This window comes from Arthrobacter sp. P1_C12_2 (assembly GCF_056406415.1).
The window spans coordinates 105,587-127,060 of sequence record NZ_JBFUAF010000006.1; the positions used below are offsets into that span (position 1 = coordinate 105,587).

The following is a 21,474-nucleotide window of genomic DNA, read 5'->3' on the forward strand; positions in this document are numbered from 1 at the left end:
GACCCGAGGGCTGAAATCGAGTCCAAAGGCGCCCCGGACAGTGAACGGCGGTGTCCGGAATTCCCTTCGATGCGGGGTGGACGCAACGTCTGCTGAGCGGTTGTTCGGAGCCGTCTTTGGCTGGTGTCTCCCATACACACGTTTTGTCCTAAAACCCCGGAAACCCTGGACCGACACAGTGGAACTGGACCCGGACACGGACGCGGACGCGACCGCAAGCGTCCTGGACGGGACCGGGTTTGGGGCCGTGGTCAGGGCGGCACGGAAACTAGGGTAGAGTTGATCAAGCGACGCGGGGTGGAGCAGTTCGGTAGCTCGCTGGGCTCATAACCCAGAGGTCACAGGTTCAAATCCTGTCCCCGCAACTGGAGAAAAGGTCCGGAACACTGGAAACAGTGTTCCGGACCTTTTGCTTTGAGCTCTCGGTGGCAGCCCTCTGCGAGCGGCGCCACCCGGTCCTCAGCCGTCCTTGAGCCGCTGATACGTCGCCAGCGCCCGCGCCCGGGACTCGCCAAGGTCCACGATCGGTGCCGGGTAGCCGGTGATGGCGCTGTCGGCCTTCCAAGGCTCGTGGACGGCCTTGTCGTCCAGCACGGCGAGCTCAGGGATGTACTCGCGCAGGTACCGCCCGGCAGCGTCGAACTTTTTGCTCTGCGTGATCGGGTTGAAGATCCGGAAATACGGCGAGGCGTCGGCCCCCGAGCCGGCGACCCACTGCCAGTTGGCCGGGTTGCTCGCGGCATCGGCGTCTACCAGCGTGTCCCAGAACCAGGCCTCGCCCAGCCGCCAGTCGGCCAGCAGGTTCTTCACCAGGAAGGACGCGGCCGCCATCCGCACGCGGTTGTGCATCCAGCCGGTCTGCCAGAGCTGGCGCATGCCCGCGTCCACCATCGGGTAGCCCGTGCGGCCCTGCTGCCAGGCCTCGAGCTCGTCACCTGACGCCGGCTGCCACTCGAAGCGGTCGAATTCCGGCCGGTAGTTCCGTGTCGCCAGATCCGGATTCTCGTACAGCAGCTGCCAGCAGAATTCCCGCCAGCCAAGTTCGGAACGGAAGATCCCGACGTCGGCCGGCGCCCCCGGCGCAAAGCTGTGCCGCAGCGCGTGCCAGATCCGGAAAGGGCTGATTTCGCCAAAGCGCAGATGCGGGGAGAGCCGGCTGGTACCTTCGACGCCCGGGACGTCGCGGCCGGTGCCGTATTCCGCCGCCGGGCCGTCCACAAAATCCTCGAGGCGGCTGAGAGCGCCGGCTTCTCCCGGTGTCCAGGTCCCGGCCAGCCCGGAGCTCCAGTCGGGGTCACGGGGGAGCAGGCCCCAGGCCTCAAGCGTTTCGCTAGCCGGAAGGCCGCCGCTGCGGGTGCGTGCCGGGGCCGGCAGCCGGTCCGGGGCCGCCAGCGGCTGCCGGGGCTCGGCACCGGCCAGGCAGGCCTTCCAGAACGGCGTGAAGACCTTGTAGGGCCCCCCGCTGCCGGTGCGCACGGTCCACGGCTCGAACATGAGGTTTGCCTGGAAGCTCGTGGCGCTGAGGCCCTCCCCGGTGGCCCAGCTCTTCAGGCCGGCGTCGACGGCGCGTTCAGGGCCGCCGTAGCGGCGGTTCCACAGCAGGGTGTCTGCCGACGTTTCCACCGCGAGGTCCTGGATGATCCGGGCGGCCGGGCCGCGGCGGAGCACCAGCCGCGAGCCCGTGGCCTCCAGCGCGGCGGCCAGCCCGGCCAGGGAATGGTGGAGCCACCACTTCACCGCGCCGCCCAGGGGCCGGATGCCGGGCGACTCCTCGTCCAGGACATAGACGACGGTCAGGGGTAGGTGCAGCGCAGCGGCCTCCGCCAGTGCCGGATTGTCATCCAGCCGGAGGTCGTCACGGAGCCAGACAAGGGTCGCAGACATGGATCCACGGTACACGCGCGGCCGCCGGCCGGCCGCCGGTACGGCGAAATACAGGGAAAATGCAGGGCACAACAAAGGCCGGGCTCCGGCGGGCGATCCTGAGTTGTCAGGCTCACCCGCCGGAGTCCGGCCCTGGGTCCGGACCTTGCATCTGAAGGGTGCATCTTGTCCGGCGGAAGCTGCCGGACGGGCGGGTCAGAGCTTGTCGAAGTCGGCCTCGTCTACCGTGGAACCGGAATCCTCTTTCCGTTCGCCGGTGCCGATTGCGGCGGGGGAGCCGCCGGACTTCAGCGCTGCCAGCCGGGCTTCGATCTCGGTCTGCTCGCCAAGATCTTCCAGCGAATTGAACTGGGCGTCCAGGCTCGACTCGGCGAGCTCCTGCTGGCCGCGGACCTTGGCTTCCTCGCGGCGGATCTTCTGTTCGAAGCGGCCCACCTCGGAGGTGGGGTCCATGATGTTGATGCTCTTGAGGGCGTCGTGGACCTGGCTCTGGGCCGCCACGGTCTTGGACCGGGCCACCAGCTCATTGCGCTTGCTGGTCAGTTCGTTGAGCTTGCCCTTCATCTGGTCAAGGCCGTGCTTGAGCTTGTCCACCACCTCGGTCTGGGACGCGATGCTCGGCTCGGCGGCCCTGGCCTCGTTCTCGGAGCCCATCTGGCGCTGCAGTGCAACCTTGGCCAGGTTGTCGAACTTCTCGGCATCGCCGACGTCGCCCTTGGCCCGGTATTCGTCGGCCTTGCGCGACGCGGCGAGGGCCTTTTTGCCCCAGTCCTGGGCGTTGCGGACGTCCTCGTTGTAGTCGTCCTGGAGCATGCGCAGGTTGCCGATGGTCTGGGCCACGGCGGACTCCGCCTCCGCGATGTTGTTCGTGTAGTCACGGACCATCTGGTCCAGCATTTTCTGCGGATCCTCGGCCTGGTCCAGCAGCGAATTGATGTTTGCCTTCGCCAGCTGCGCCATGCGGCCGAAAATGGACTGCTTAACCATGGTGTTACCTTTCGTCCTGCTCCGTTGTCTCACTGATTCCAGTGATCGATGATGTATCGCATCTATCCGCTGTCCGGTCCGTTGCGGCCGGCGCGTGGTCTGTACTGTTTCCCGTCACCGTTTCCCGTCCGGGGGCCAACAGGCTAGAAACTTCCGGAGTCTCCGCCACCGAAGTCTCCGCCGCCGCCAAAGTCGCCGCCACCCCAGCCGCCGCCGGAATCGTCGCCGCCCCAGCTGCCGCCGCCGCCGCCCCAGCCTCCGCCGCCCCCGCCGTGGAGGATCGAGTTGATGAGGATTCCGCCAAGGATCGCGCCGCCGAGCCCGCCTCCGCCGCTGCCGCCGAACATCCCGCCCCGGCCGTAGCCCTGGCCTTGGTTGGCGTAACCGCCGAACTGGTCGACGTCGGACTGGGCCAGCTGCGCGGACTGTGCCGCCAGCGCGTAGGCCTGCTGCGCGTACTGCAAAGCCGTGACGGGGTCGGTGCGGGAGATGGAGAGCGCATAGTCCAGGTTCCGCTGGGCTTCCGCCAGGCGTGTGCGGGCATCGGTGCCCACGCCTCCGCGGCGGGCGGTGATGTAGTCCGACGTCGCGCTGATCTGGGCCTGGGCCGACATGATGCTCTGCTGCAGTGAGGCCTGGGCCCGGCGCGCCTGATCCTGCTGGTCGCGGATCCCACTCAGGGACTGGTCGAGTGTCTGGTGCGCCGTGACCACCCGTTCCAGCGTCGCGATCGGATCAATCTTGCCGCCCTGGATTTCCGCCTTGACCTGGGCAAGCGCGGCTTCCGCCGCGGCCACGGGGCCGGCAAGTTCCGGATGGGCGCCGGACTGGATCATCGCCTTCGCCTGCGCCAGGTCCTGGGCGGTATCAACGACGGCGGACTCCAGGCCGCTGCGTGCCTCGTCGAGGCTGCCGGCCACCTTCGTGATGGCGCCAATCAGCACGTTCGTCTGGTGCAGGCTTTCCTCGGCGGCGCGGACGGCGACCGCGGCTAGGCTGCTCTCGCCCGCGGCGAGCTTTTCCTGCGCCGCCGTGGAGGCGTTCTGTACGAATTTGAGGCGTTCCTTGGCCTGTTTGATGTTGTCCGCCACCTGGACCAGGGCGCTCTCGGCGTACTTGGCGCGCAGATCGGTCAGGGACTGTTCGGCGCTGGCTAGCTTTGCCTCGGCGTCCGCGGCGCCTGCGCCGACGGCGGCGAGGGCCTGCGGGGCGTTCTTCTCCAGCTCCCGGAGCGAATCGAAATCAGCCTTCTGTTCCTGCAGCGATGCCAGCGCGGCTTCGGAGCGGCCGATGATTTCAACCAGCCAGCTCCGTTGCTGCTCCTCGGTATCGGGAATGTGGTCGTCGAGCTGCTGCTGCAGCTTGAACGACTCCGTCATGTGGCCCTTGGCCTCCTGCAGCGCTTTGGTGAAATTGCCCACCGCGGAGTCTCCGTATTGGGCCTGGGCGAAGCCCAGTTCCTGCTCGCTGGACTTGATGGCGTCGTCGGCCTCGATCAGCAGCGAATCGCTCTTGCGCCGCAGCTCCGCCACGCTGAGCCCGGCCAGCGGGTCCGGCTGCGAGCCTTGGGCCCCGGCTGACGCCCCCGAAGTTTGCAGAGCCTTCTTCCGGCGGTTGCGGAGGTACAGGTACGCTCCCGCTCCCCCCACAGCCACGACGCCGACTCCCACGAGGACGGCGCTGCCCGCTCCGGCGCCGGAGGGCACCGTTCCGCTGCCGCCGCCCGCCGCGTCGCCCACCGCGGCGGCCGTATCAATGGCCGCCTGCGCGAAGTCGCGCTTCCCGCCGGCCAGGTTGGGCACGATGGCGTTCTGGACGATGTTGGACGTCTTGGAGTAGATCGGGCTGGCCTTGGCGGGGGAGAAGTAGTAGTGCCCGTCGTCGGACATGGTGAGGATGACGTCGGCCTTGCCCATGCCCTTGTTGGTCGCGACGGCCTGGGCCCACGCCTCGGGGGCGGCCGGATTCTCGAATGTCTTCGCCGTGATGACGTAGAGGTTGTACTTGTGGTCCTTCAGGAGCTTCTGGATGGCGTCCTGGACCTCGGCCTTGCGGCTCCCGAGCACGTTGGCGCTGTCCACGATGTTCTGCCCGGACGGAATGGTTACCGGATCTTCGGCGAGCGCCGGAGCGGCGGGAAGCGCCAGCAGTCCGACGACGCCGAGAACGGCGAGGAGACGTTTATAGGTAGACCGCATGTGCAACCCTTCAGCACTTCTGCAACCAGTTCGGGACGAACCGGTCGTCACAGAATGCAGCAGCGCCCCCACGCAGATGTAAAGCCGCAGGTCGCTGTGGCGATTCCATTTGATTCTATGGTGCACCCAAAAGGCAGTCCACCTAGGGGAATATGCCACCAGCGAAACGGGCTTAAACTGGGAAACACGGGCCCGCAGGCCGCAAACTGTCCGTTCAGGAACCTCCCAGCAAATGTCCGCTCTAGTGTCAGCCGGAGCGTTCATAGTTATAGGCAGACGAGGACGAAAGGAAGTCTCATGACTGAGAACCCAGTGCCGGGTGTGTCACCGGAGCCGACACAACAGAACCAGGAACCGGCGGGAGTGCAGGAGGGCTCGCCGGAGCAGCCGCATGCCGGCCGCACGCCTGAGGCGGCACCGGGAAGCCCGGCACCGGGAAGCCCGGCATCCGAAAGCACGGCGTCCGGAAGCCCAGTATCCGGAAGCCCGGCGCCCGAGAACCCGACCCTCCGGTTGGACCGCGCCGAGGACGGCGCGCCGCGTCCGGTCTACCAGCAGCAGCCCTCCGCCGCGGACACCCAGCAGATAGGCGCTCCGGCCCAGCACGCAGGCCCGTACGGCGGATCCCCCCAGCCGGGCCAGGGCCAGCCCGCCCAGCCCGGCCACCCGCCCTACGGCCAGTCCCAGTATGGCCAGCCGCAGCAAGCCCAGTATGGCCAGTCCCAGTACGGCAGCGCCCCTTACGGTGCCCACTCCGGCGGCCAGCCGCCGTCGGGTCCGTCCTACCCGTCCGGCTCGAGCTTTGCGAACGACCCCGCGCACGCACCCAAGCGCAAGGCGGCGTTCGGCGTCCCGACCCTTGTCGCCAGCATCGTGGCCGCCGGCCTGATCGGCGGCGGCGTGGTGGCCGGCAGCAACGCGCTGCTGATCGACCGTTCCTCCACGGCCGCCTCGAGCAACACGACCCAGGCCGGCCCGGTGATTGTCAATAACAGGGAAGACGTCAACGCCATCACCGCTGCCGCCCTCAAGGCTTCCCCCAGCGTGGTGACCATCAAGGCAACCAGCGGAAGCGACGGCGGTACCGGCAGCGGGATCATCCTCGACACCCAGGGCCACGTGCTGACCAACACCCACGTGGTGACCCTCGACGGCAAGGCCGCGAACGCCACCATGGAGGTCCGGACGAGCGACGGCAAGGTCTACTCCGCGAAGATCGTCGGTACCGACCCGCTGTCCGACCTCGCCGTGATCAAGATCGACAACCCCTCGGGACTAGTCCCGGCAACGCTCGGTGACTCGGGCAAGCTGAACGTCGGCGACACCGCCGTCGCCATCGGATCGCCGCTGGGACTCACCGGGACAGTCACGGACGGCATCGTTTCGACGCTGAACCGGACCATCAGTGTGGCATCCTCGGCTGCGCCGAAGGACGGTGCGGACAACTCCCAGGGCGGGGACCAGGGCTTCCAGTTCGCGCCCCCCGGCGGCGGCGAGACCCCGAGTACGGCGGATCAGGGATCCATCTCGATCAACGTCATCCAGACGGACGCGGCCATTAACCCGGGCAACTCCGGCGGCGCGCTGGTGAACACCAAGGGCGAAATCATCGGTGTCAACGTCGCGATCGCCTCCGCCGGCGGCGACGCGGCCAGCGGAAGCAGCAGCGGCAACATCGGCGTGGGCTTCAGCATCCCCATCAACAACGCCAAGCGCGTCGCCCAGGAGATCATCAGCAGCGGCAAGGCCACACACGGGCAGTTCGGCGTCAGCGTGAAGCCCAAGGCCGCAGGCTCGTCCTCCTCCGGGTTCTCGGTGGGCGCGGAGGTCGCGACCGTCGAGTCCGGCTCGGCCGCAGACAAGGCCGGCATCAAGGTTGGCGACGTCGTGACCAAGTTCCAGAATCTGACCATCAGCGATCCCAACCAGCTGACCGCGGCCGTGCGGGAACAAGCCGCCGGGGCCACGGTCAAGGTGACGGTGCTGCGCGGCGGCCAGCTCAAGGACGTCGACGTGACTCTCGGAACCGCAGCAGAGCAGTAACAAACAGCGCAGTAACCAAACAGAGCACTAACAAAACAGCGCATTAGCGAGTCAGCGCAGCAGCAGGAAGGCCGGGCGGCACCGAAAGGTGCGGCCCGGCCTTGTCTGTTCCGTGCCAGTTCACTGACACAGGCGTTAACCCTGGCCGCGCTGCCCGGCGGCTATATGGTTAGCTAGGAACAGCCCGGCTGCCGGGCGTTCCGTGGCCATGACCCCGTCAGGGGCGGCTGTCCACCCGCATGGAAGGCTGCTGTAGACACAGTGGAAGAAACTCTGAAAATCATTGTGCTGGTCAAGCACGTCCCGGATGCGCAGTTCGACCGCCACCTCACCGGTGCGGCCAACACGGTGGACCGCTCCGAAAGCATCCTGTCCGAACTGGATGAATACGCCCTGGAAGCGGCGCTGCAGCTGACCGAGGCCCGCGGCGGGGAAGCGGCCGGCAACAAGGTCATCGCCTTGAGCATGGGGCCGGCCGGGGCAGTCAATGCGGTGAAGAAGTCCCTCCAGATCGGCGCCACGGAAGGCGTGCACCTCAGCGATGAGGCCCTGGCCGGTTCTGATGCCGCGGCCACGTCGCTGGCGCTGGCCGCCGCGATCCGCCACCTGGGCGCAGACGTCCCCGCGGACCTCATCCTCACCGGCATGTCCTCCACGGACGGCGAGACCTCGCTGGTCCCGGCACAGCTCGCTGAGCGGCTGGGCCTCCCGCAGGTAACTTTTGCCGCGTCGCTGGAGCTCGACGCCGGCAAGCTCACCGCCCGCCGCGACGGCGACACGCACGCGGACACCATTGAGGCCGGACTGCCGGCCGTCGTTTCCGTCACCGACCAGATCAATGATCCGCGGTACCCCAACTTCAAGGGCATCATGGCGGCCAAGAAGAAAACCGTCACCACCCTGAGCCTTGCCGACATCGGCGTCGATCCGGCCCAGGTGGGCAAGTCCGGTTCCTGGACCGTTGTCGAGACCGCAGAGGCCCGCCCGCCGCGCACGGCCGGCACCATCATCACCGACGAAGGCGACGCCGGCATCCAGCTGGTCGAGTTCCTGGCCGCCCAGAAGCTGCTCTAAAGGGGATTATCCGAACATGGCAAAAGTACTCGTTTTCATCGACAACCCCGGTGCGGCGCTAAAGAAGTCGAGCCTGGAACTGCTCACGATCGCCCGCTCCCTGGGCGAGACCGTCGCCGCCGTCAACGGCGAACTGCACGACGACGCCGCCTCGACCCTGGCCGCCTACGGCACCGGGGCACTGTACCGCCCGTCCGCCGCAGACCTCGATGACTACCTCGTTGGACCCAAGGCGGCCTTCCTGGCCGCGGCCGTCGACGCCGCCGGGGCGGGCGTGGTCCTGACCGAGAACTCGGCTGAGGGCAAAGAAATCGCCGCCCGGCTCGGCATCAGGCTCGGCGCCGGCGTCATCACCGACGTCGTGGCCGTGGACCCCGACGGAACGGCACACAAGTCCGTGCTGGCCGGGTCCTACACCACCACGGCGAAAGCCACGACACCCGTTTCCGTGCTGACCGTGAAGCCCAACAGCATCACGCCCGAGCCCGCGGTAACCGCCACTGCGCCCGAGAGCATCACTGTCCAGGTCCCTGATGTGACGGCGGCCGCCGCCCGGGTCACGGCGCGCACCGAAAAGCCCGCCAGCGGACGCCCCGATCTGACCGAGGCCCGGATCGTCGTGGCCGGCGGCCGCGGCGTGGACGGCAACTTTGGTCCGCTGGAGGAACTCGCCGACGCCCTCGGCGCGGCCATCGGCGCCTCGCGGGCCGCCACGGACGCCGGCTGGATCGGCCACGATGCGCAGATCGGCCAGACCGGAAAAACCGTCTCGCCCCAGCTCTACATCTCCGCGGGCATTTCCGGTGCCATCCAGCAGAAAGCCGGCATGCAGACCGCCAAGGTGATCGTGGCCGTGAACAAGGACGCCGAATCGCCGGTTTTCGAGATCGCGGACTTCGGCATTGTGGGCGACCTCTTCCAGGTCCTGCCGCAGGCAACCGCCGAAATCAAGAAACGCAAAGGCTGACAGCATGAGCACCACCGCCGTCCCGGCACAAAGCCCGTTCGACCCGGAGACCTCCCGGATCGAGCGGGTGCTTTGTTTCACGGCCCACCCCGACGACATCGATTTCGGCGCCGCCGGCACGGTTGCAGCATGGACCGCCGCCGGAGTCCAGGTCAGCTACTGCATCATGACCGACGGCGATGCCGGCGGCTTTGATCCGGCGCAGCGCGAGGAAATCGTGCGGCTGCGCGTTGAGGAGCAGCAGCGCGCCGCCGCCCTGGTCGGCGTCACGGACATCCACTACCTGCACCAGCGTGACGGCTACCTCGAACCCTCGCATGAGGTGATGCGCGAGGTGGTGCGCCTGATCCGGCAGCTCCGGCCCGACGTCGTGGTGTCCATGCATCCGGAACGCAACTGGAACCGGATCCAGAAGAGCCATCCKGACCACCTGGCCGTGGGSGAGGCSGTGACCCGTGCCGTGTATCCCGCGCTGGAAAACCCTTTCGCGTACCCCGAACTGGCCGAGTCCGGGCTGGAGGCCTACAAATTGCCCTGGTTGTGGCTCTTCGCCGGGCCGGAAGAGCGCGAAAACCACTTCGTGGACGTCACAGAGCACGTGGAGAGCAAACTGGCTGCCATCCACATCCACGTCAGCCAGCACCCCGACGTCGAGGCCATGGAGCGCACGGTCCGCGGCCTCATGCTCGGCACCGGGGCCCGCGCCGGGCTTCCCGCCGGCCGCAGCGCCGAGGCCTTCCATGTCGTAACAGTCAACGGCCAGGGGACCATCGCCGGTTTCTAGTGTTGCCGCAGCACAACCTCTGCCATAAGCTGGCCTCTGTTTAAATCATATTTATTTGATGGAAGGCAGACTTTGATGGCGAAGACTGCGCAACACCCCGTTCTTGTGATCATGGGCGTCTCCGGATCCGGCAAATCAACTGTCGCGGGACTTCTCGCCGGCAGGCTGGGCTGGGACCTGGCCGAGGGCGACGACCTGCACCCCGAATCAAACGTGGCAAAGATGCACGCAGGACAGCCGCTGACCGACGAGGACCGGTGGCCCTGGCTCGAAAGCATTGCCGACTGGATCCGGGCCCACACCGAGGCCGGGAATCCCGGTGTCGTGACGTGTTCGGCGCTGAAGAAGCGCTACCGGGACATTCTGCGCGGCGAAGGGGTGGTCTTCGTGTTCCTCGAGGGATCACGGGACAAGATCTCCGACCGGCTGGCGTCCCGTCACGGACACTTCATGCCCCCGGCCCTGCTGGAGTCCCAGTTCGACGCGCTCGAAGCGCCTACCCCGGACGAAAACTTCATTTCCCTGTCCGTCTCCGCAACGCCGGCGGAAGAAGCACAGGAAATCATCACCCGACTTAATCTCGACGCCGCCGACGCCAGGCCCTGAGCCTTCCCGCGTTCCGCCGCCACCAAGGAATTTTTTGTGAACTCACTGATAGAAATGCAGCTTCCGGCTGCCGTTGAGGCCGCGTCCGGCGTCAACACCCAACTACTGCTCATCGCGGGCCTGGGCATCGCCCTGCTCGTGGTGCTGATCGCCAAATTCAAGTTCCACCCCTTCCTGGCCCTGATTCTGGGGTCCGGATTCGTCGGCCTCGCCGCGGGCGTGGAACCGGCCAAGGTGATCATCAACTTCGAGGACGGCGTGGGCGGCGTCCTGAAGGAAGTCGGCCTGCTGGTCGCGCTCGGCGCGATGCTGGGCAAGCTGCTCGCCGACTCCGGCGGTGCCAACCGGGTGGTCGACACCCTCCTGGCCAAGGCCACCGGAAACAAGCTGGTCTGGGCCATCACGCTGGTCGCCGTGATCATCGGCCTGCCGATGTTCTTCGAGATCGGGCTCGTCCTGCTGCTGCCGGTGATCGTCCTGGTCACGCAGCGCTCGAAAATGCCGCTGATGCGCATCGCCATCCCGGCGCTGGCCGGCCTGTCCGTGCTGCACGGGCTGGTGCCGCCGCACCCGGGACCGCTGATCGCCATCAGTGCCGTCAAGGCGGAACTGGGCACCACCCTGGCCCTCGGCATCCTCGTTGCCATCCCCACGGTGATTATCTGCGGCCCGCTCTTCTCCCGCCTGGCAGCCCGGTGGGTGCCGGTGGGCGCCCCCGCCGTCGCCGGCGGCGTCGACACCGTGCACGGTGCGGACATGGAGGGCGTCAAGCGCCCGCCGAGTTTCCCCGTCACGCTGATGACCATCCTCTTCCCGGTGGTCCTCATGCTGCTCAGGGCCGTAGTGGACGTCATCTGGCCAGACCCCCTGACGGCCCCGGCCATCCGGATGTTCTTCGACTTCGTCGGACAGCCGCTGGTGGCGATGACCCTGGCCGTCCTGCTGGCCATGGTGACCTTTGGCTACGCCGTGGGCCTCAACGGCGCCAGGATTACGAGCAAGATCGCCGCCAGCCTGGGCCCGATCGCGGGGATCATCCTGATCGTCGGCGCCGGCGGCGGCTTCAAGCAGACGCTGATTGGTGCCGGCGTGGGTGACTCCGTGAAGGCTTGGGCCGAGGGGACCAACATGTCAGTCCTGGTGCTCGGCTTCATCGTGGCCGTTGCCCTGCGCCTGGCGACAGGCTCCGCCACCGTCGCCACCGTGACGGCCGCCGGCATCGTGGCACCGCTCGCCAGTTCGCTCACGCCGACGCACGCCGCGCTGCTGGCCCTCGCGATCGGCGCAGGCTCGCTGTTCTTCTCGCACGTCAACGACGCCGGATTCTGGCTCGTCAAGGAGCTGTTCGGACTTACCGTGGGCCAGACGTTCAAGACCTGGACCGTCATGGAAACGCTGATCTCCGTGGTGAGCTTCGGCCTGGTCATGCTGCTCTCGCTGGTCATTTAGCCAGGCTCAACGCAGGAAGCCGCCCGGGGCTTGACTCCTTTGGAAGGAGTCAARCCCCGGGCGGCTTCTCTATATCCTTTTGAGCGCCCAGGTCCTGGGGGCTCTTGTGTTCTGCGGGTGTCTAGGCGTCCAGCGGCGCGGCGGCGACGGTCGGCAGGGTTGGCGACGCGGACCCGCCTTCGGGTTCCACGGTGATGCCCAGCGCGGCGGCGGAGCCGATGCCCTTGACCACCGCGGGCTTGGACAGGGCTTCAGCGTCCATGAGGCCCTGCGAGACCGGGGCCGAGCCGTCCTTGGGGATCAGCCACATCTGGTAGACCTTGCCGGCCGGCGGAGCGGGGACGCCGTTCATTTTGACGACGGCGGCGTCCTTGGACGGGGAAATCGACACGGTGGCGGTACCGCCGCCGCTGACGTCGACGGTGGCCTGGCGGACGTCGCTGGCCTGCATGACCTGGTTCAGCGGATCATTCTGGTTGGCCACGTACGCGCCCACCCCCACGCCGCCCAGGGCGATCACGGCTGCAGCGGCGACGCCGATCAGCCAGTTCCGCATGCCCTGCGGGCGGCGGCGTTCCTCCCGGCGCTGGCGGGCCGCGCCGAGCTCGTCAGTGGCCGGCATTGCTGAGCTGTCGCGTGCCGGATGCGGCAGCACCGGCGTCGTTTGCGGACCCGTGTCGGGCAGGGGCACTGCCGTGGGGGACGGCGTGGCCGTCTGCGCCGGCAAGGATGACATGATCCGGTCCAGCAGCCCGGGCGGAGGCTCTTCCTCGGCGGTGAAGCTGGTGGCCAGGGTCTCCCGGGCCTGCCGGACGCGCTCATTGAAGGCGTCCCGGTCTGCCGCCGGCGCGGAGGCGAGGAACTGCTCGATCGCAGCGCGTTCGGCGTCGTCCACGGCGTTGAGGGCGTAGACCTCGGCAAGGTCCACGACGCGGCCGGACGACAGGTCGGTGGCGATCTCGGCGGTGAAGCCGCCGGGGAGGCGGGTGTTGTTCTCAGGTGCGTTCATGTCGGTCAATTCAGCTCACCCCCAAGCATGTCTTCAGTCGGATGAGTCCATCGCGGATGCGGGACTTGATGGTAGGTACCGCGGCATTCAGCCGCTCGGCCACTTCCCGGTAGGTGAGGCCGCCGTAGTATGCCAGCCGGACGGACTCCTGCTGCGTATCGGTCAGCGTCTCCATGCACCGGACCACGGCCTCGGCCTCAAGCCGGCTGCCGACTTCGTCCGAGACGGAATCGTGGTCGATCTCCTGGCTGCTGGCACCGTATTTGGCTTCGCGGTCCGTGGCGGACTGCGAGGACCGGACCTTGTCAACGGCGCGGCGGTGCGAGATGGTCATGAGCCACGCGAGCGGACTGCCGGCGGCGGGATTGAATTTGGCGGCGTTCTGCCACACCTGCAGGAAGACTTCCTGGGTGGTGTCCTCACTGAGTTCGGTATCGATCAGGACCCGGCGTGCCATGCCGAAGACGCGCCTGGAGGTGAGGCTGTAAAACTCCGCGAACGCTGCCTGGTCGCCCTGGGCAATCAGCGCCAGCAGGCTGCCGAGCCGGCCGTTGATGTCGGCTGAGGTACCCGCCGGTGCGGCGGCCTCGGGGTTCGGGGCATTCGGAGTTTCCATCACTCCCAAGCATAGGGCGCCTGCCGGCCAACGCGGGCCACTCGGTGCGGCATGCGGCGAGGGGCCGGCTCCTGCCACACGGGCAGAGAATCTATCCAGACGTACTGTTCTCACCCGCCGCTCCTCGCTCCCTTCCGTTTCTCCCATGATGCTCGGTCGACACAATGCTGAGTGGGCGGTTTCAGTGTCCGCCTTCAGAAGTGATTCGGCGCGGCCCGGCACCCGGATGGGCGCGATGCGCGGGAATTCTTTCCCGCGGGCTCCCTAGGGGGCCGCCGGTCCTGCCGGGCCTGCACGGCGGACCGCTACAGCTTGGCCCCTGCGAACCCGTTCTGGCGCCACGCCTCGTAGACGGCGATGGACGCCGCGTTGGCCAGGTTCAGCGACCGGAGGGCTGGCAGCATCGGCAGGCGGACGCGGGACGTCACCCGGGGACTGTGCTTGACTTCCTCGGGCAAACCCACGGATTCAGGACCAAACAGGAGGACGTCGCCGGCGCGGTAGCGGATGTCTGTGTACGTGGTCTCGCCGTCGGAGGTGAAGGCAAATACGCGCTCCGGGTCCAGCGCGGCCCACGCTGCGTCGATGTCCGGGTGGACGGTCACGACCGCGAGGTCGTGGTAGTCCAGGCCCGCCCGTTTGAGCTTGGCGTCGGAAAAGTCAAAGCCCAGGGGCTCCACCAGATGCAGTTCGGCGCCCGTGATGGCAGCCAGCCTGATGGCGTTTCCCGTATTGCCGGGGATTTCGGGGGTGTGGAAGAGGATGCGGAACACCTTCCCATCCTAGCGAGCCGCCGGCGTCAAACGCGCCGCGGGCCTTCCGCCCCGGGGCGCAGGGGAGCGCCCGGGCGGAATCTAGTGCATTCCGCGCAACAGGCGGGCCAGCACGGGAACGTTGACGGTGTTGGGTGCCGGACCAGAGCCGAGGAACAGCTTGAGGCCACGGGCCAGGCCCGCGGCGTTGACCACCTCGACAAGGCCCGAATTTTCCCCGTACCCGCTGCCCTGGCCGCCGGGTGCGCGGCGGTGCCGGTCGATGACCGGTTGATGCAGATTGCCGTCCGTGCTGTGGACAACAATCCAGCCGGTGACATTGAGCTCGGGAAATATGTCCTGCATCCGGCGCACGACGTGGGCCAGTTGGGGCGGGGCGACGGAGCGTCCGCCGTGTGTCAACGTGCTGCCGTTCCACGCATAGGCGCCGGGCGGCAGCAGCATGGATCCGACAATCGCGAGCCGGTACCCGGCAAGGACCGCGTGGTCGATGTGGCTGTTGTCCGCGGGGGACTGCAGCCCGTTGACGAGGCGGGCTGCCGGGATAGTGGTCAGGATCTGCCTGCTGATGAGCTGCACGGTGCGCATCTCGCGCTGGATCCGGGCCTCGGCTCCGAAGATCCCGCGCTTGCGGGGCATACCGTGGACCTGCTGTCGCGCGACGCCGACGGGAATGAGCGGCACCGCCGTCCCGCCGTCAAACTGCTCGAACGGGGGAACATAGACGGGCGCGTCTGCGGCCGTATTCCGCGGCGTGTTCGGCCGGCGCACGTTGGCTGAGGCCCGGCTGCCCGCGGCCGGTGCGTCGAAGTGGGCGCCCTCGTCGCCGGCGGGGGACGCATACGCGCCGCCGGACGCACTGCCGTAGGAGCGGTCATAGTCCGCGCGGCGCTTGGCGTCAATGAGCGTCTCGTACGCGAGGGTGACGCGCCGAAACGCTGCAGGATCGCCGCCGTGGTCCGGGTGGGCGCTCCGGGCGGCCTTGCGGTACGCCACTTTGATTTCCTTCTCCGTCGCCGTCACGGGGATCCCGAGGACCTGGTAATGCGAGCTGCTGCCCTGCGTCAAACAGAGATCCTTTTCCTTGATGGTGCCGGCGTTGGGAAATGCCGGACCGTTCGTGGGCGTCCGGCGTGCCCAGTTTAACCGGCTGGAGGAATAACGACTGCGCCTGCAGGGATGGTTCCCGGCGGCTGGCATAATTCAGCGCATGCTGATCGCCGTCGCCGTCAACCCGCGCGCATCCTTTGGCCGGGGGCGGCACGCCGGGAAGGAAGCGGCGGCGCACTTCCGTGGAGCCGGGGCGGAGGTCCTGCTGCTGTGCGCGGACAGCTATGCCGGGCTCGCGCAGGCCGTTGAGGATGCGCTGGAATCGGGTGTGGATGCCCTCATGATGGTGGGCGGCGACGGCATGGTCCACCTCGGGCTCAACGCGATTGCCGGTGCCGGTGCCAGTGACGGCCGTCGGATTCCGCTGGGCATCATTCCCACCGGGACAGGCAACGATACGGCCCGGGCGCTGGGCCTGCCGCTGCACAACCTCCCGGCGGCCTGCGAACGGGCGCTGGCGGCTTTGGCCGACGGCGGGCGGATGATCGACGCCGGCAGGATCACCGCTGGAGGAACCTCCCGCTGGTTCGCGGGCGTGGTCTCGGCCGGGTTCGATGCCGCCGTCAATGACCGGGCCAATGACTGGCGTTGGCCACGCGGCAAGATCCGCTACCAGCTCGCCATGCTTCGCGAACTGGCGTCGTTCCGGGCCATCAATTACACGGTGACAGCAGACGGCGAGCGGTGGGAGCAGGGCGCCATGCTGATTTCCGTCGCCAACGGCCAGTCGATCGGCGGCGGGATGAGGATCGTCCCGGAAGCCGTCCTTGACGACGGCTACCTGGACCTGTTCATTGTCAGCCGGCTGTCCCGGACCGGGCTGCTGGCCGTGTTCCCGAAAGTGTTTGCCGGCAAGCACGTGGGCCACCCCGCCGTGCAGCTTCGACGGGTCCGCACTGTTGAACTGGCGGCCAGCAACATCGTGGCCTACGCCGACGGCGAGCGGATCGGGGCACTCCCGATGACCATTGAGGTCGTTCCGCGCGCCGTCTGCGTTCTGGCCTAGTGGCGGGGCCTAGGGTCTTCGACTAGCTGCCAGGCGTGGCGACCGGCGCGGCCTTGCGCGGGGACAGCCTGTTCAGGGCCAATGCGCCCACGAGCAGCCCGAAGTCACGCAGGGCGACGTCGTAGAAGCCGCCGAGGATGATCAGGTTGATGATGATGCCCAGCAGCCAGGCGGCCACGAGCGCCGATCCGAAGCGCGGGCGCAGCGCCACCATGACGCCGGCGACGATTTCCACCACGCCGACGATGTACATGATTGTTTGGGCCGGCAGCGGCACTACCTGAGTCGCCACGGGGGCCAGATACATCGTCCAGTCGGTCAAAAGGTTCGTGAACTTGTCCAGGCCGAACAGGATCGGCGCAACCGTAAAGACGGTCCGCAACAACAGAAAGGCCTGGCGGTCCGCTGTGAGCTGCTGTGCCGGAGAGGCGAGGGATGGGGAAACTTTCATGGCATACTCCTTCTAAAAATGGATACTTCGATTTTAGAGTGGAGCGCGATGATTAAGCAATAATTCTTGTTTTTAGAGATATTCTTGTCCCATGACCAAACTTCCGTGGAACCACAGGCTTGCGGCGGTCGCGTCCCTGGGTGACGAGAACCGCAGGAGGCTGTTTGACTTCGTCGCCTCGGCGGCAGATGCCGTCGGCCGGGACGACGCCGCCCAGGCCGTGGGCCTGGCGCGGAGCACTGCCTCGTTCCATCTGGACCGGCTCGTGAAAGACGGGCTGCTGGCCGTAGAGTTCCGCAAACTCGGAGGGCGGGAGGGCCCCGGTTCCGGCCGGCCCGCCAAGCTGTACCGGGCCGCCGTTGACGAGGTCGCGGCTTCCATCCCCGACCGCCACTATGATCTCGCCGCCGAGTTGCTGGTTTCCGCGATCGAGGACGCAACCAGCGCCGGCGGATCGCCGCGGGATGCCCTGCTCCGGGCCGCCCGCGCCAAGGGGCAGTCAGCGGCTGAGTCGGCAGCCCGCGAACCGGCGGGGGATGGGGAATCCGCCGGCGGTCCCGACGGTGCCGGCCCGTTCGCGGACTTCCTTGCGGGGCAGGGCTACTGTCCGGCGGACGACGGCGGCGGGGGACTGGTGCTGCTGAACTGCCCGTTCCATCGGCTCGCCGCCGGGCACGCGGACGTGGTGTGCGCCATGAACGGAGCCTTCCTCGGCGGGGCCTCCGCGGCCCTGGGTATCGATCCGGGCCGGATCGAAGCGCTTGCCATCGAAGATCTCAGGGAGCAGGGCGGCGCGCAGCCCGGGCAGTGCTGTGCCCGCATCCTGCCATCGTGACCGGGCTGCGCGTGTGACCGGGCTGCGCGTGTGACCGGGCTGCGCGTGTGACCGGGCTGCCGGTGTGACCCGGGCTGGCTGAGGCGGCGGCTAGCGGCCCGGCTGGGGCCCCGCCGCTGGGGCGGCCGGCACTGCGAGCCTGGGCTGGCCCTTGATTCCGGTCAGCAGGACGCCGGCGATCACCATGAGGCCGCCTGCGATCTGCACGAGGGTGAGCGGAGTTCCCAGCACCACGGTAATGATCGCCGTGAAGACGACCATCAGGTTGAGGTAGTTTCCCGCGGTCCCGGGCGGGGTGGTTTTCAGGGCCAGGTTCCAGAGGAGATAGGAACAAAGGGACGGGAACAATGCAATGTACGCAATTGACCAGCCCTCGGCCGCGGTGTCCGGAAACTGCACGTTCATGGCGACGGCAAAAGGCGCCAGCATCACGGTCGCAATTACCACCTGAACCGCTGTGGCCGCGATGGGCGGGACATTCAGGCGGCGGGCCATGATCGTGTAGAAGCCCCAGACGATGATTGCGCCGATCATCATGAGCTCACCGGTGTTGATGGAGAGGCTGAACACGCGGGCCAGCTCGCCCTGGGTCAGGACCAGCAGCACACCCAGCAGGCCAAGGCAGATGCCGAGCCATCCCAGCCGCGTGGTCTTCTCACCGAGGAAGACGACCGCCAGGACCACAATGAGGGCCGGGTTGGCGGCCGTAATCAGGGAGGCGTTCATCGCGGACGTGAATCCGAGGGCGCAGTAGAGCAGCAGCGTGTAGCCGCTCATGCCCAGGACACTCAGCGCCAGGAGCACGGGCCAGCGGCGCAGCACCGCGCGCCAGTCCGGCTTCTCGATGAAGTGGGCCAGGATCAGCAGCGGCACGGCGGCCAGGGTCCAGCGCCAGAAAGTCAGGTCCAGCGGGGTCATCGAGGCGACGGCGGCCTGTCCGACGACGAAATTGCCGGACCAGAACAAGGTGGCCAGCACAAGGTAGAGGGGCGCTTTCACCGCTTGAATGTACACCAGCCCCATGCCCTTCGCTGTGCCTTCGCCCTGACTCTGCTCCGCCGCCCTGCCGCCGAGGCAGCGCAGGCGCCCGCGGGTAGAATTGGGCTGTGCCTGCCTACCTCGATCATGCCGCCACCACCACCCTCGCCCCGGAAGCGCTGGTTGCACTGACGCGCGAACTGGCCCGGACCGGCAACCCCTCATCGTTGCATGGATCGGGCCGCCGTGCCCGGCGTTCCGTGGAGGACGCACGGGAAGTGCTGGCGGCGGCCGCCGGTGCCCACCCCTCGGAGGTCATCTTTACCTCCGGCGGGACCGAGGCGGACAACCTTGCGGTCAAGGGCCTGTACTGGGCCCGCCGCGCCGAGGACCCCGCGCGTACCCGCATCCTGTGTTCCGCCGTCGAACACCACGCGGTGCTGGACACCGTCGAATGGCTCGAGCGGCATGAAGGCGCCGAGGTCTGCTGGCTCCCGGTGGACTCCGCGGGCGTCGTGGACCTGGCCGTGCTTGAAGCCGAGCTGTCCCGGGATCCGGTGTCGATTGCCCTGGTGAGCGTCATGTGGGCCAACAACGAGGTCGGCACCATCCAGCCCGTCGCCCGGGTTGTGGAACTGGCACACGCCGCCGGCGTGCCCGTCCACTCCGACGCCGTCCAGGCCTTTGGCTCCATGCCCGTTGACTTCCGCGCGACGGGCCTGGATGCCATGTCCGTCTCCGGGCACAAGATCGGCGGACCGGTCGGCGTCGGCGCGCTGATCCTGGGCCGGGCGGTGAAGCTGACCCCGGTCCAGCATGGCGGCGGGCAGGAACGCGACGTCCGATCCGGGACGCTGGACACGGCCTCGATCGCCGCTTTTGCCGCGGCCGCCGAGGCCGCCGCCGCGAAGCTCCCCGAGGAAGCCGCCAGGATCGCAGCCCTTCGGGACCGGCTGATCGAGGGGGTGCGTGCGGCCGTCCCCGAGGCCGTCCTGCGGGGCGCCCCGGGCCCCGGCCGGCTGCCGGGCAATGCGCATTTCACGTTCCCCGGCTGCGAAGGGGACTCGCTGCTGTTCCTGCTGGACCTCGCCGGCGTCGAATCCTCCACGGGCTCCGCCTGCACCGCGGGTGTTCCGAGGCCCTCCCACGTGCTGCTGGCCATGGGCCTGGACGAGGACACGGCGAGGGGTGCGCAGCGGTTTACGCTCGGGCATTCCTCGACCGACGCCGACGTCGATGCTCTGCTCGCCGCGCTGCCGGGCGCCTACGCACGGGCCCGCCAGGCGGGCATGGCCGGGCATGAGTCCAGCATTCAGACCGCGGGAACGGTCGCGCGCGAATCTGCCCGTCAGGCCTCCGCAGGGAGCTAATCCAGGAGCTGATCCAGCGGTGCCGAGGAGTCGGCGAGCAGGTCCGGGCTCACGGCCGTCCGTGAGTTGATGAGCGCCTTGATCGCCTTCTGGGGCTTGGCGGCACGGGGCCAGTTGACGTTCATCCCGGCCACCACACGGCCCTCCCGCTGCCAGAAGGCCATGAATTCCTTGTCCGCCAGCGAGCCGCGGATGACCGGTGGCCCGGCAACCAGCGACGGGAAGCCCGAATACTCCATGCTGACGTCGTACTGGTCCGTGTAGAAGTACGGGATGGTGTCCAGTGCGGCATCGAGGCCGAGCATCGCCTTGGCCGCCACCTTGCCGCCATTGAGGGCATTGGACCAGTGCTCGCTGCGGTGGTGCTCGCCGGTGAACGGGTGCAGGGCATTGGCGACGTCGCCGGCGGCGAAGATTCCGGCCGCCGAGGTCCGCAGCGATGCGTCGGTGAGGATGCCGTTGCGGATCCCGATGCCGGCCGCCTCGGCCAAACCGACCTCCGGCGCGACGCCGACGGCGATGACCACCAGGTCGGCGGGCAGGACTTCGCCGGCATCAGTGACCACTGCCGTCGCCCGTCCCGACCGTCCCTGAATCTCGGCAGCCGATGCCGGAAGCCTGAACCGCACGCCGTGGGCCTCGTGCAGCCCGCGGAAGAAGCCGCCAAGGTCCGGGCCGATCGCCGCGCCCAGCGGCACATCCTCCAACCCCATCAGGGTGACGGTATTTCCAAAGGTGCTGGCGGCGGCGGCCAGTTCCATCCCGATCCAGCCTGACCCGACCATGACCACGTTCAGGCCACCGCCGGCGAGGCGGGCATGCAGGCGTTGGCTGTCCTCCACCGTCCGGAAGGTGCTGACGCCGTCGAGCCCGCTGCCGGGCTGCGGGATGGACCGGGGGCGCGCTCCCGTGGCGAGCAGGAGGGAGGCGTACTCCAGTCGCCGCCCGTCATCGAGAACCACAGCCCGGGCAGCCGGGTCCAGATCCGTGACCTGGACGCCGAGCCGGAGGTCGACGTCGTTCGCGTCGTACCAGTCCTCGGGCACCACCGGCAGGGCGTCGTCGCCGGCCTTGCCCAGCAGGTACTCCTTGGACAGGGGCGGGCGCAGGTACGGCTGGTGGGACTCTGCGGCCACCAGCACCACCGGGCCGCTGAAACCCTCCGCCCGCAAAGTTTTGGCGGCCGTGGCACCCGCCAGCCCGCCGCCCACGATCACGATGTTCTCGACAGCCATGTCCGCTCGATTCCCGCGTCTGCGCGCTTCCGTTTCTAAAACCGCTTGTCCTGACGCTAGAAGTGGGAAGCGGCCCCGTCAAGGCCTTTTGGGGAGGAT

Annotated in this window: 19 protein-coding genes and 1 tRNA gene; 10 read left to right on the forward strand and 10 right to left on the reverse strand. The window is 67.9% G+C overall.

The window, feature by feature from the left end:
* The first annotated feature begins 291 nt into the window (after positions 1-291).
* Positions 292-365 (forward strand) — tRNA-Met (locus AC1DZQ_RS08625).
* Between the two features lie 94 nt (positions 366-459).
* Here AC1DZQ_RS08625 and AC1DZQ_RS08630 read toward each other — a convergent pair.
* From AC1DZQ_RS08630 to AC1DZQ_RS08640, 3 genes are all read right to left on the reverse strand, one after another.
* On the reverse strand, positions 460-1,884 hold the full coding sequence (locus AC1DZQ_RS08630) for a cryptochrome/photolyase family protein (RefSeq protein ID WP_476963125.1): 1,425 nt from the start codon (positions 1,882-1,884) through the stop codon (positions 460-462).
* A gap of 195 nt (positions 1,885-2,079) precedes the next feature.
* On the reverse strand, positions 2,080-2,871 hold the full coding sequence (locus AC1DZQ_RS08635; protein ID WP_476963126.1) for a PspA/IM30 family protein: 792 nt from the start codon (positions 2,869-2,871) through the stop codon (positions 2,080-2,082).
* A 143-nt stretch (positions 2,872-3,014) separates the two neighbouring features.
* On the reverse strand, positions 3,015-5,069 hold the full coding sequence (locus AC1DZQ_RS08640; RefSeq protein ID WP_476963127.1) for a TPM domain-containing protein: 2,055 nt from the start codon (positions 5,067-5,069) through the stop codon (positions 3,015-3,017).
* Between the two features lie 297 nt (positions 5,070-5,366).
* Here AC1DZQ_RS08640 and AC1DZQ_RS08645 point away from each other — a divergent pair, with 297 nt between their 5' ends.
* From AC1DZQ_RS08645 to AC1DZQ_RS08670, 6 genes are all read left to right on the forward strand, one after another.
* A complete protein-coding gene (locus AC1DZQ_RS08645) occupies positions 5,367-7,112 on the forward strand; it encodes a S1C family serine protease (protein ID WP_476963128.1) in 1,746 nt (581 codons plus the stop codon).
* Between the two features lie 273 nt (positions 7,113-7,385).
* Positions 7,386-8,186, forward strand: coding sequence for an electron transfer flavoprotein subunit beta/FixA family protein (locus AC1DZQ_RS08650; protein ID WP_476963226.1), 801 nt, complete (start codon positions 7,386-7,388; stop codon positions 8,184-8,186).
* A gap of 16 nt (positions 8,187-8,202) precedes the next feature.
* The gene (locus AC1DZQ_RS08655) at positions 8,203-9,153 is read left to right on the forward strand and encodes an electron transfer flavoprotein subunit alpha/FixB family protein (RefSeq protein ID WP_476963129.1); all 951 of its coding nucleotides are present in this window, start codon (positions 8,203-8,205) and stop codon (positions 9,151-9,153) included.
* A gap of 4 nt (positions 9,154-9,157) precedes the next feature.
* Positions 9,158-9,937, forward strand: a complete 780-nt coding sequence (locus AC1DZQ_RS08660) for a PIG-L deacetylase family protein (protein WP_476963130.1) — start codon at positions 9,158-9,160, stop codon at positions 9,935-9,937.
* Positions 9,938-10,012: 75 nt separating this feature from the next.
* Positions 10,013-10,543: a gluconokinase gene (locus tag AC1DZQ_RS08665; RefSeq protein ID WP_476963131.1), complete on the forward strand. Its 531-nt coding sequence runs from the start codon at positions 10,013-10,015 to the stop codon at positions 10,541-10,543.
* A gap of 54 nt (positions 10,544-10,597) precedes the next feature.
* Positions 10,598-11,992: a GntT/GntP/DsdX family permease gene (locus AC1DZQ_RS08670; protein WP_476963227.1), complete on the forward strand. Its 1,395-nt coding sequence runs from the start codon at positions 10,598-10,600 to the stop codon at positions 11,990-11,992.
* Between the two features lie 121 nt (positions 11,993-12,113).
* On the opposite strand, the gene AC1DZQ_RS08675 is transcribed toward AC1DZQ_RS08670, so the two are convergent.
* The 4 genes from AC1DZQ_RS08675 to AC1DZQ_RS08690 all read right to left on the reverse strand — a co-directional run bounded on the left by AC1DZQ_RS08675 (position 12,114) and on the right by AC1DZQ_RS08690 (position 15,458).
* The gene (locus tag AC1DZQ_RS08675) at positions 12,114-13,001 is read right to left on the reverse strand and encodes an anti-sigma factor (protein ID WP_476963132.1); all 888 of its coding nucleotides are present in this window, start codon (positions 12,999-13,001) and stop codon (positions 12,114-12,116) included.
* A 10-nt stretch (positions 13,002-13,011) separates the two neighbouring features.
* The gene (gene sigK / locus AC1DZQ_RS08680; protein ID WP_476963133.1) at positions 13,012-13,617 is read right to left on the reverse strand and encodes an ECF RNA polymerase sigma factor SigK; all 606 of its coding nucleotides are present in this window, start codon (positions 13,615-13,617) and stop codon (positions 13,012-13,014) included.
* A gap of 305 nt (positions 13,618-13,922) precedes the next feature.
* A complete protein-coding gene (locus AC1DZQ_RS08685; RefSeq protein ID WP_476963134.1) occupies positions 13,923-14,390 on the reverse strand; it encodes a tRNA (cytidine(34)-2'-O)-methyltransferase in 468 nt (155 codons plus the stop codon).
* 81 nt (positions 14,391-14,471) lie between these two features.
* Positions 14,472-15,458, reverse strand: coding sequence for a J domain-containing protein (locus AC1DZQ_RS08690; protein ID WP_476963135.1), 987 nt, complete (start codon positions 15,456-15,458; stop codon positions 14,472-14,474).
* 142 nt (positions 15,459-15,600) lie between these two features.
* Here AC1DZQ_RS08690 and AC1DZQ_RS08695 point away from each other — a divergent pair, with 142 nt between their 5' ends.
* The gene (locus AC1DZQ_RS08695) at positions 15,601-16,506 is read left to right on the forward strand and encodes a diacylglycerol/lipid kinase family protein (RefSeq protein ID WP_476963136.1); all 906 of its coding nucleotides are present in this window, start codon (positions 15,601-15,603) and stop codon (positions 16,504-16,506) included.
* Positions 16,507-16,528: 22 nt separating this feature from the next.
* Here AC1DZQ_RS08695 and AC1DZQ_RS08700 read toward each other — a convergent pair whose 3' ends face one another.
* The gene (locus AC1DZQ_RS08700; RefSeq protein ID WP_476963137.1) at positions 16,529-16,957 is read right to left on the reverse strand and encodes a hypothetical protein; all 429 of its coding nucleotides are present in this window, start codon (positions 16,955-16,957) and stop codon (positions 16,529-16,531) included.
* Between the two features lie 91 nt (positions 16,958-17,048).
* Here AC1DZQ_RS08700 and AC1DZQ_RS08705 point away from each other — a divergent pair, with 91 nt between their 5' ends.
* Positions 17,049-17,792, forward strand: a complete 744-nt coding sequence (locus AC1DZQ_RS08705) for a helix-turn-helix transcriptional regulator (RefSeq protein WP_476963138.1) — start codon at positions 17,049-17,051, stop codon at positions 17,790-17,792.
* Between the two features lie 90 nt (positions 17,793-17,882).
* On the opposite strand, the gene AC1DZQ_RS08710 is transcribed toward AC1DZQ_RS08705, so the two are convergent.
* Entirely contained in the window at positions 17,883-18,791 is a 909-nt protein-coding gene (locus AC1DZQ_RS08710; RefSeq protein ID WP_476963139.1) for a DMT family transporter, read from the reverse strand.
* Between the two features lie 107 nt (positions 18,792-18,898).
* Here AC1DZQ_RS08710 and AC1DZQ_RS08715 point away from each other — a divergent pair, with 107 nt between their 5' ends.
* Positions 18,899-20,140 carry a cysteine desulfurase family protein gene (locus tag AC1DZQ_RS08715; RefSeq protein ID WP_476963140.1) on the forward strand — a complete coding sequence of 414 codons (1,242 nt, stop codon included), beginning with the start codon at positions 18,899-18,901 and terminating at the stop codon, positions 20,138-20,140.
* On the opposite strand, the gene AC1DZQ_RS08720 is transcribed toward AC1DZQ_RS08715, so the two are convergent.
* Entirely contained in the window at positions 20,137-21,375 is a 1,239-nt protein-coding gene (locus tag AC1DZQ_RS08720; protein ID WP_476963141.1) for an NAD(P)/FAD-dependent oxidoreductase, read from the reverse strand. The two genes, AC1DZQ_RS08715 and AC1DZQ_RS08720, sit on opposite strands and share 4 nt — an antisense overlap.
* Positions 21,376-21,474 lie beyond the last annotated feature (99 nt).

Coding starts and splice junctions, on each gene's coding strand:
- AC1DZQ_RS08630 (WP_476963125.1), bottom strand. CDS start 1,884: ATGTCTGCGACCCTTGTCTGGCTCCGTGACGACCTCCGGCTGGATGAC.
- sigK (WP_476963133.1), bottom strand. CDS start 13,617: ATGGAAACTCCGAATGCCCCGAACCCCGAGGCCGCCGCACCGGCGGGT.
- AC1DZQ_RS08655 (WP_476963129.1), top strand. CDS start 8,203: ATGGCAAAAGTACTCGTTTTCATCGACAACCCCGGTGCGGCGCTAAAG.
- AC1DZQ_RS08670 (WP_476963227.1), top strand. CDS start 10,598: ATGCAGCTTCCGGCTGCCGTTGAGGCCGCGTCCGGCGTCAACACCCAA.
- AC1DZQ_RS08695 (WP_476963136.1), top strand. CDS start 15,601: ATGCTGATCGCCGTCGCCGTCAACCCGCGCGCATCCTTTGGCCGGGGG.
- AC1DZQ_RS08720 (WP_476963141.1), bottom strand. CDS start 21,375: ATGGCTGTCGAGAACATCGTGATCGTGGGCGGCGGGCTGGCGGGTGCC.
- AC1DZQ_RS08645 (WP_476963128.1), top strand. CDS start 5,367: ATGACTGAGAACCCAGTGCCGGGTGTGTCACCGGAGCCGACACAACAG.
- AC1DZQ_RS08635 (WP_476963126.1), bottom strand. CDS start 2,871: ATGGTTAAGCAGTCCATTTTCGGCCGCATGGCGCAGCTGGCGAAGGCA.
- AC1DZQ_RS08705 (WP_476963138.1), top strand. CDS start 17,049: ATGACCAAACTTCCGTGGAACCACAGGCTTGCGGCGGTCGCGTCCCTG.
- AC1DZQ_RS08665 (WP_476963131.1), top strand. CDS start 10,013: ATGGCGAAGACTGCGCAACACCCCGTTCTTGTGATCATGGGCGTCTCC.
- AC1DZQ_RS08675 (WP_476963132.1), bottom strand. CDS start 13,001: ATGAACGCACCTGAGAACAACACCCGCCTCCCCGGCGGCTTCACCGCC.
- AC1DZQ_RS08640 (WP_476963127.1), bottom strand. CDS start 5,069: ATGCGGTCTACCTATAAACGTCTCCTCGCCGTTCTCGGCGTCGTCGGA.
- AC1DZQ_RS08700 (WP_476963137.1), bottom strand. CDS start 16,957: ATGAAAGTTTCCCCATCCCTCGCCTCTCCGGCACAGCAGCTCACAGCG.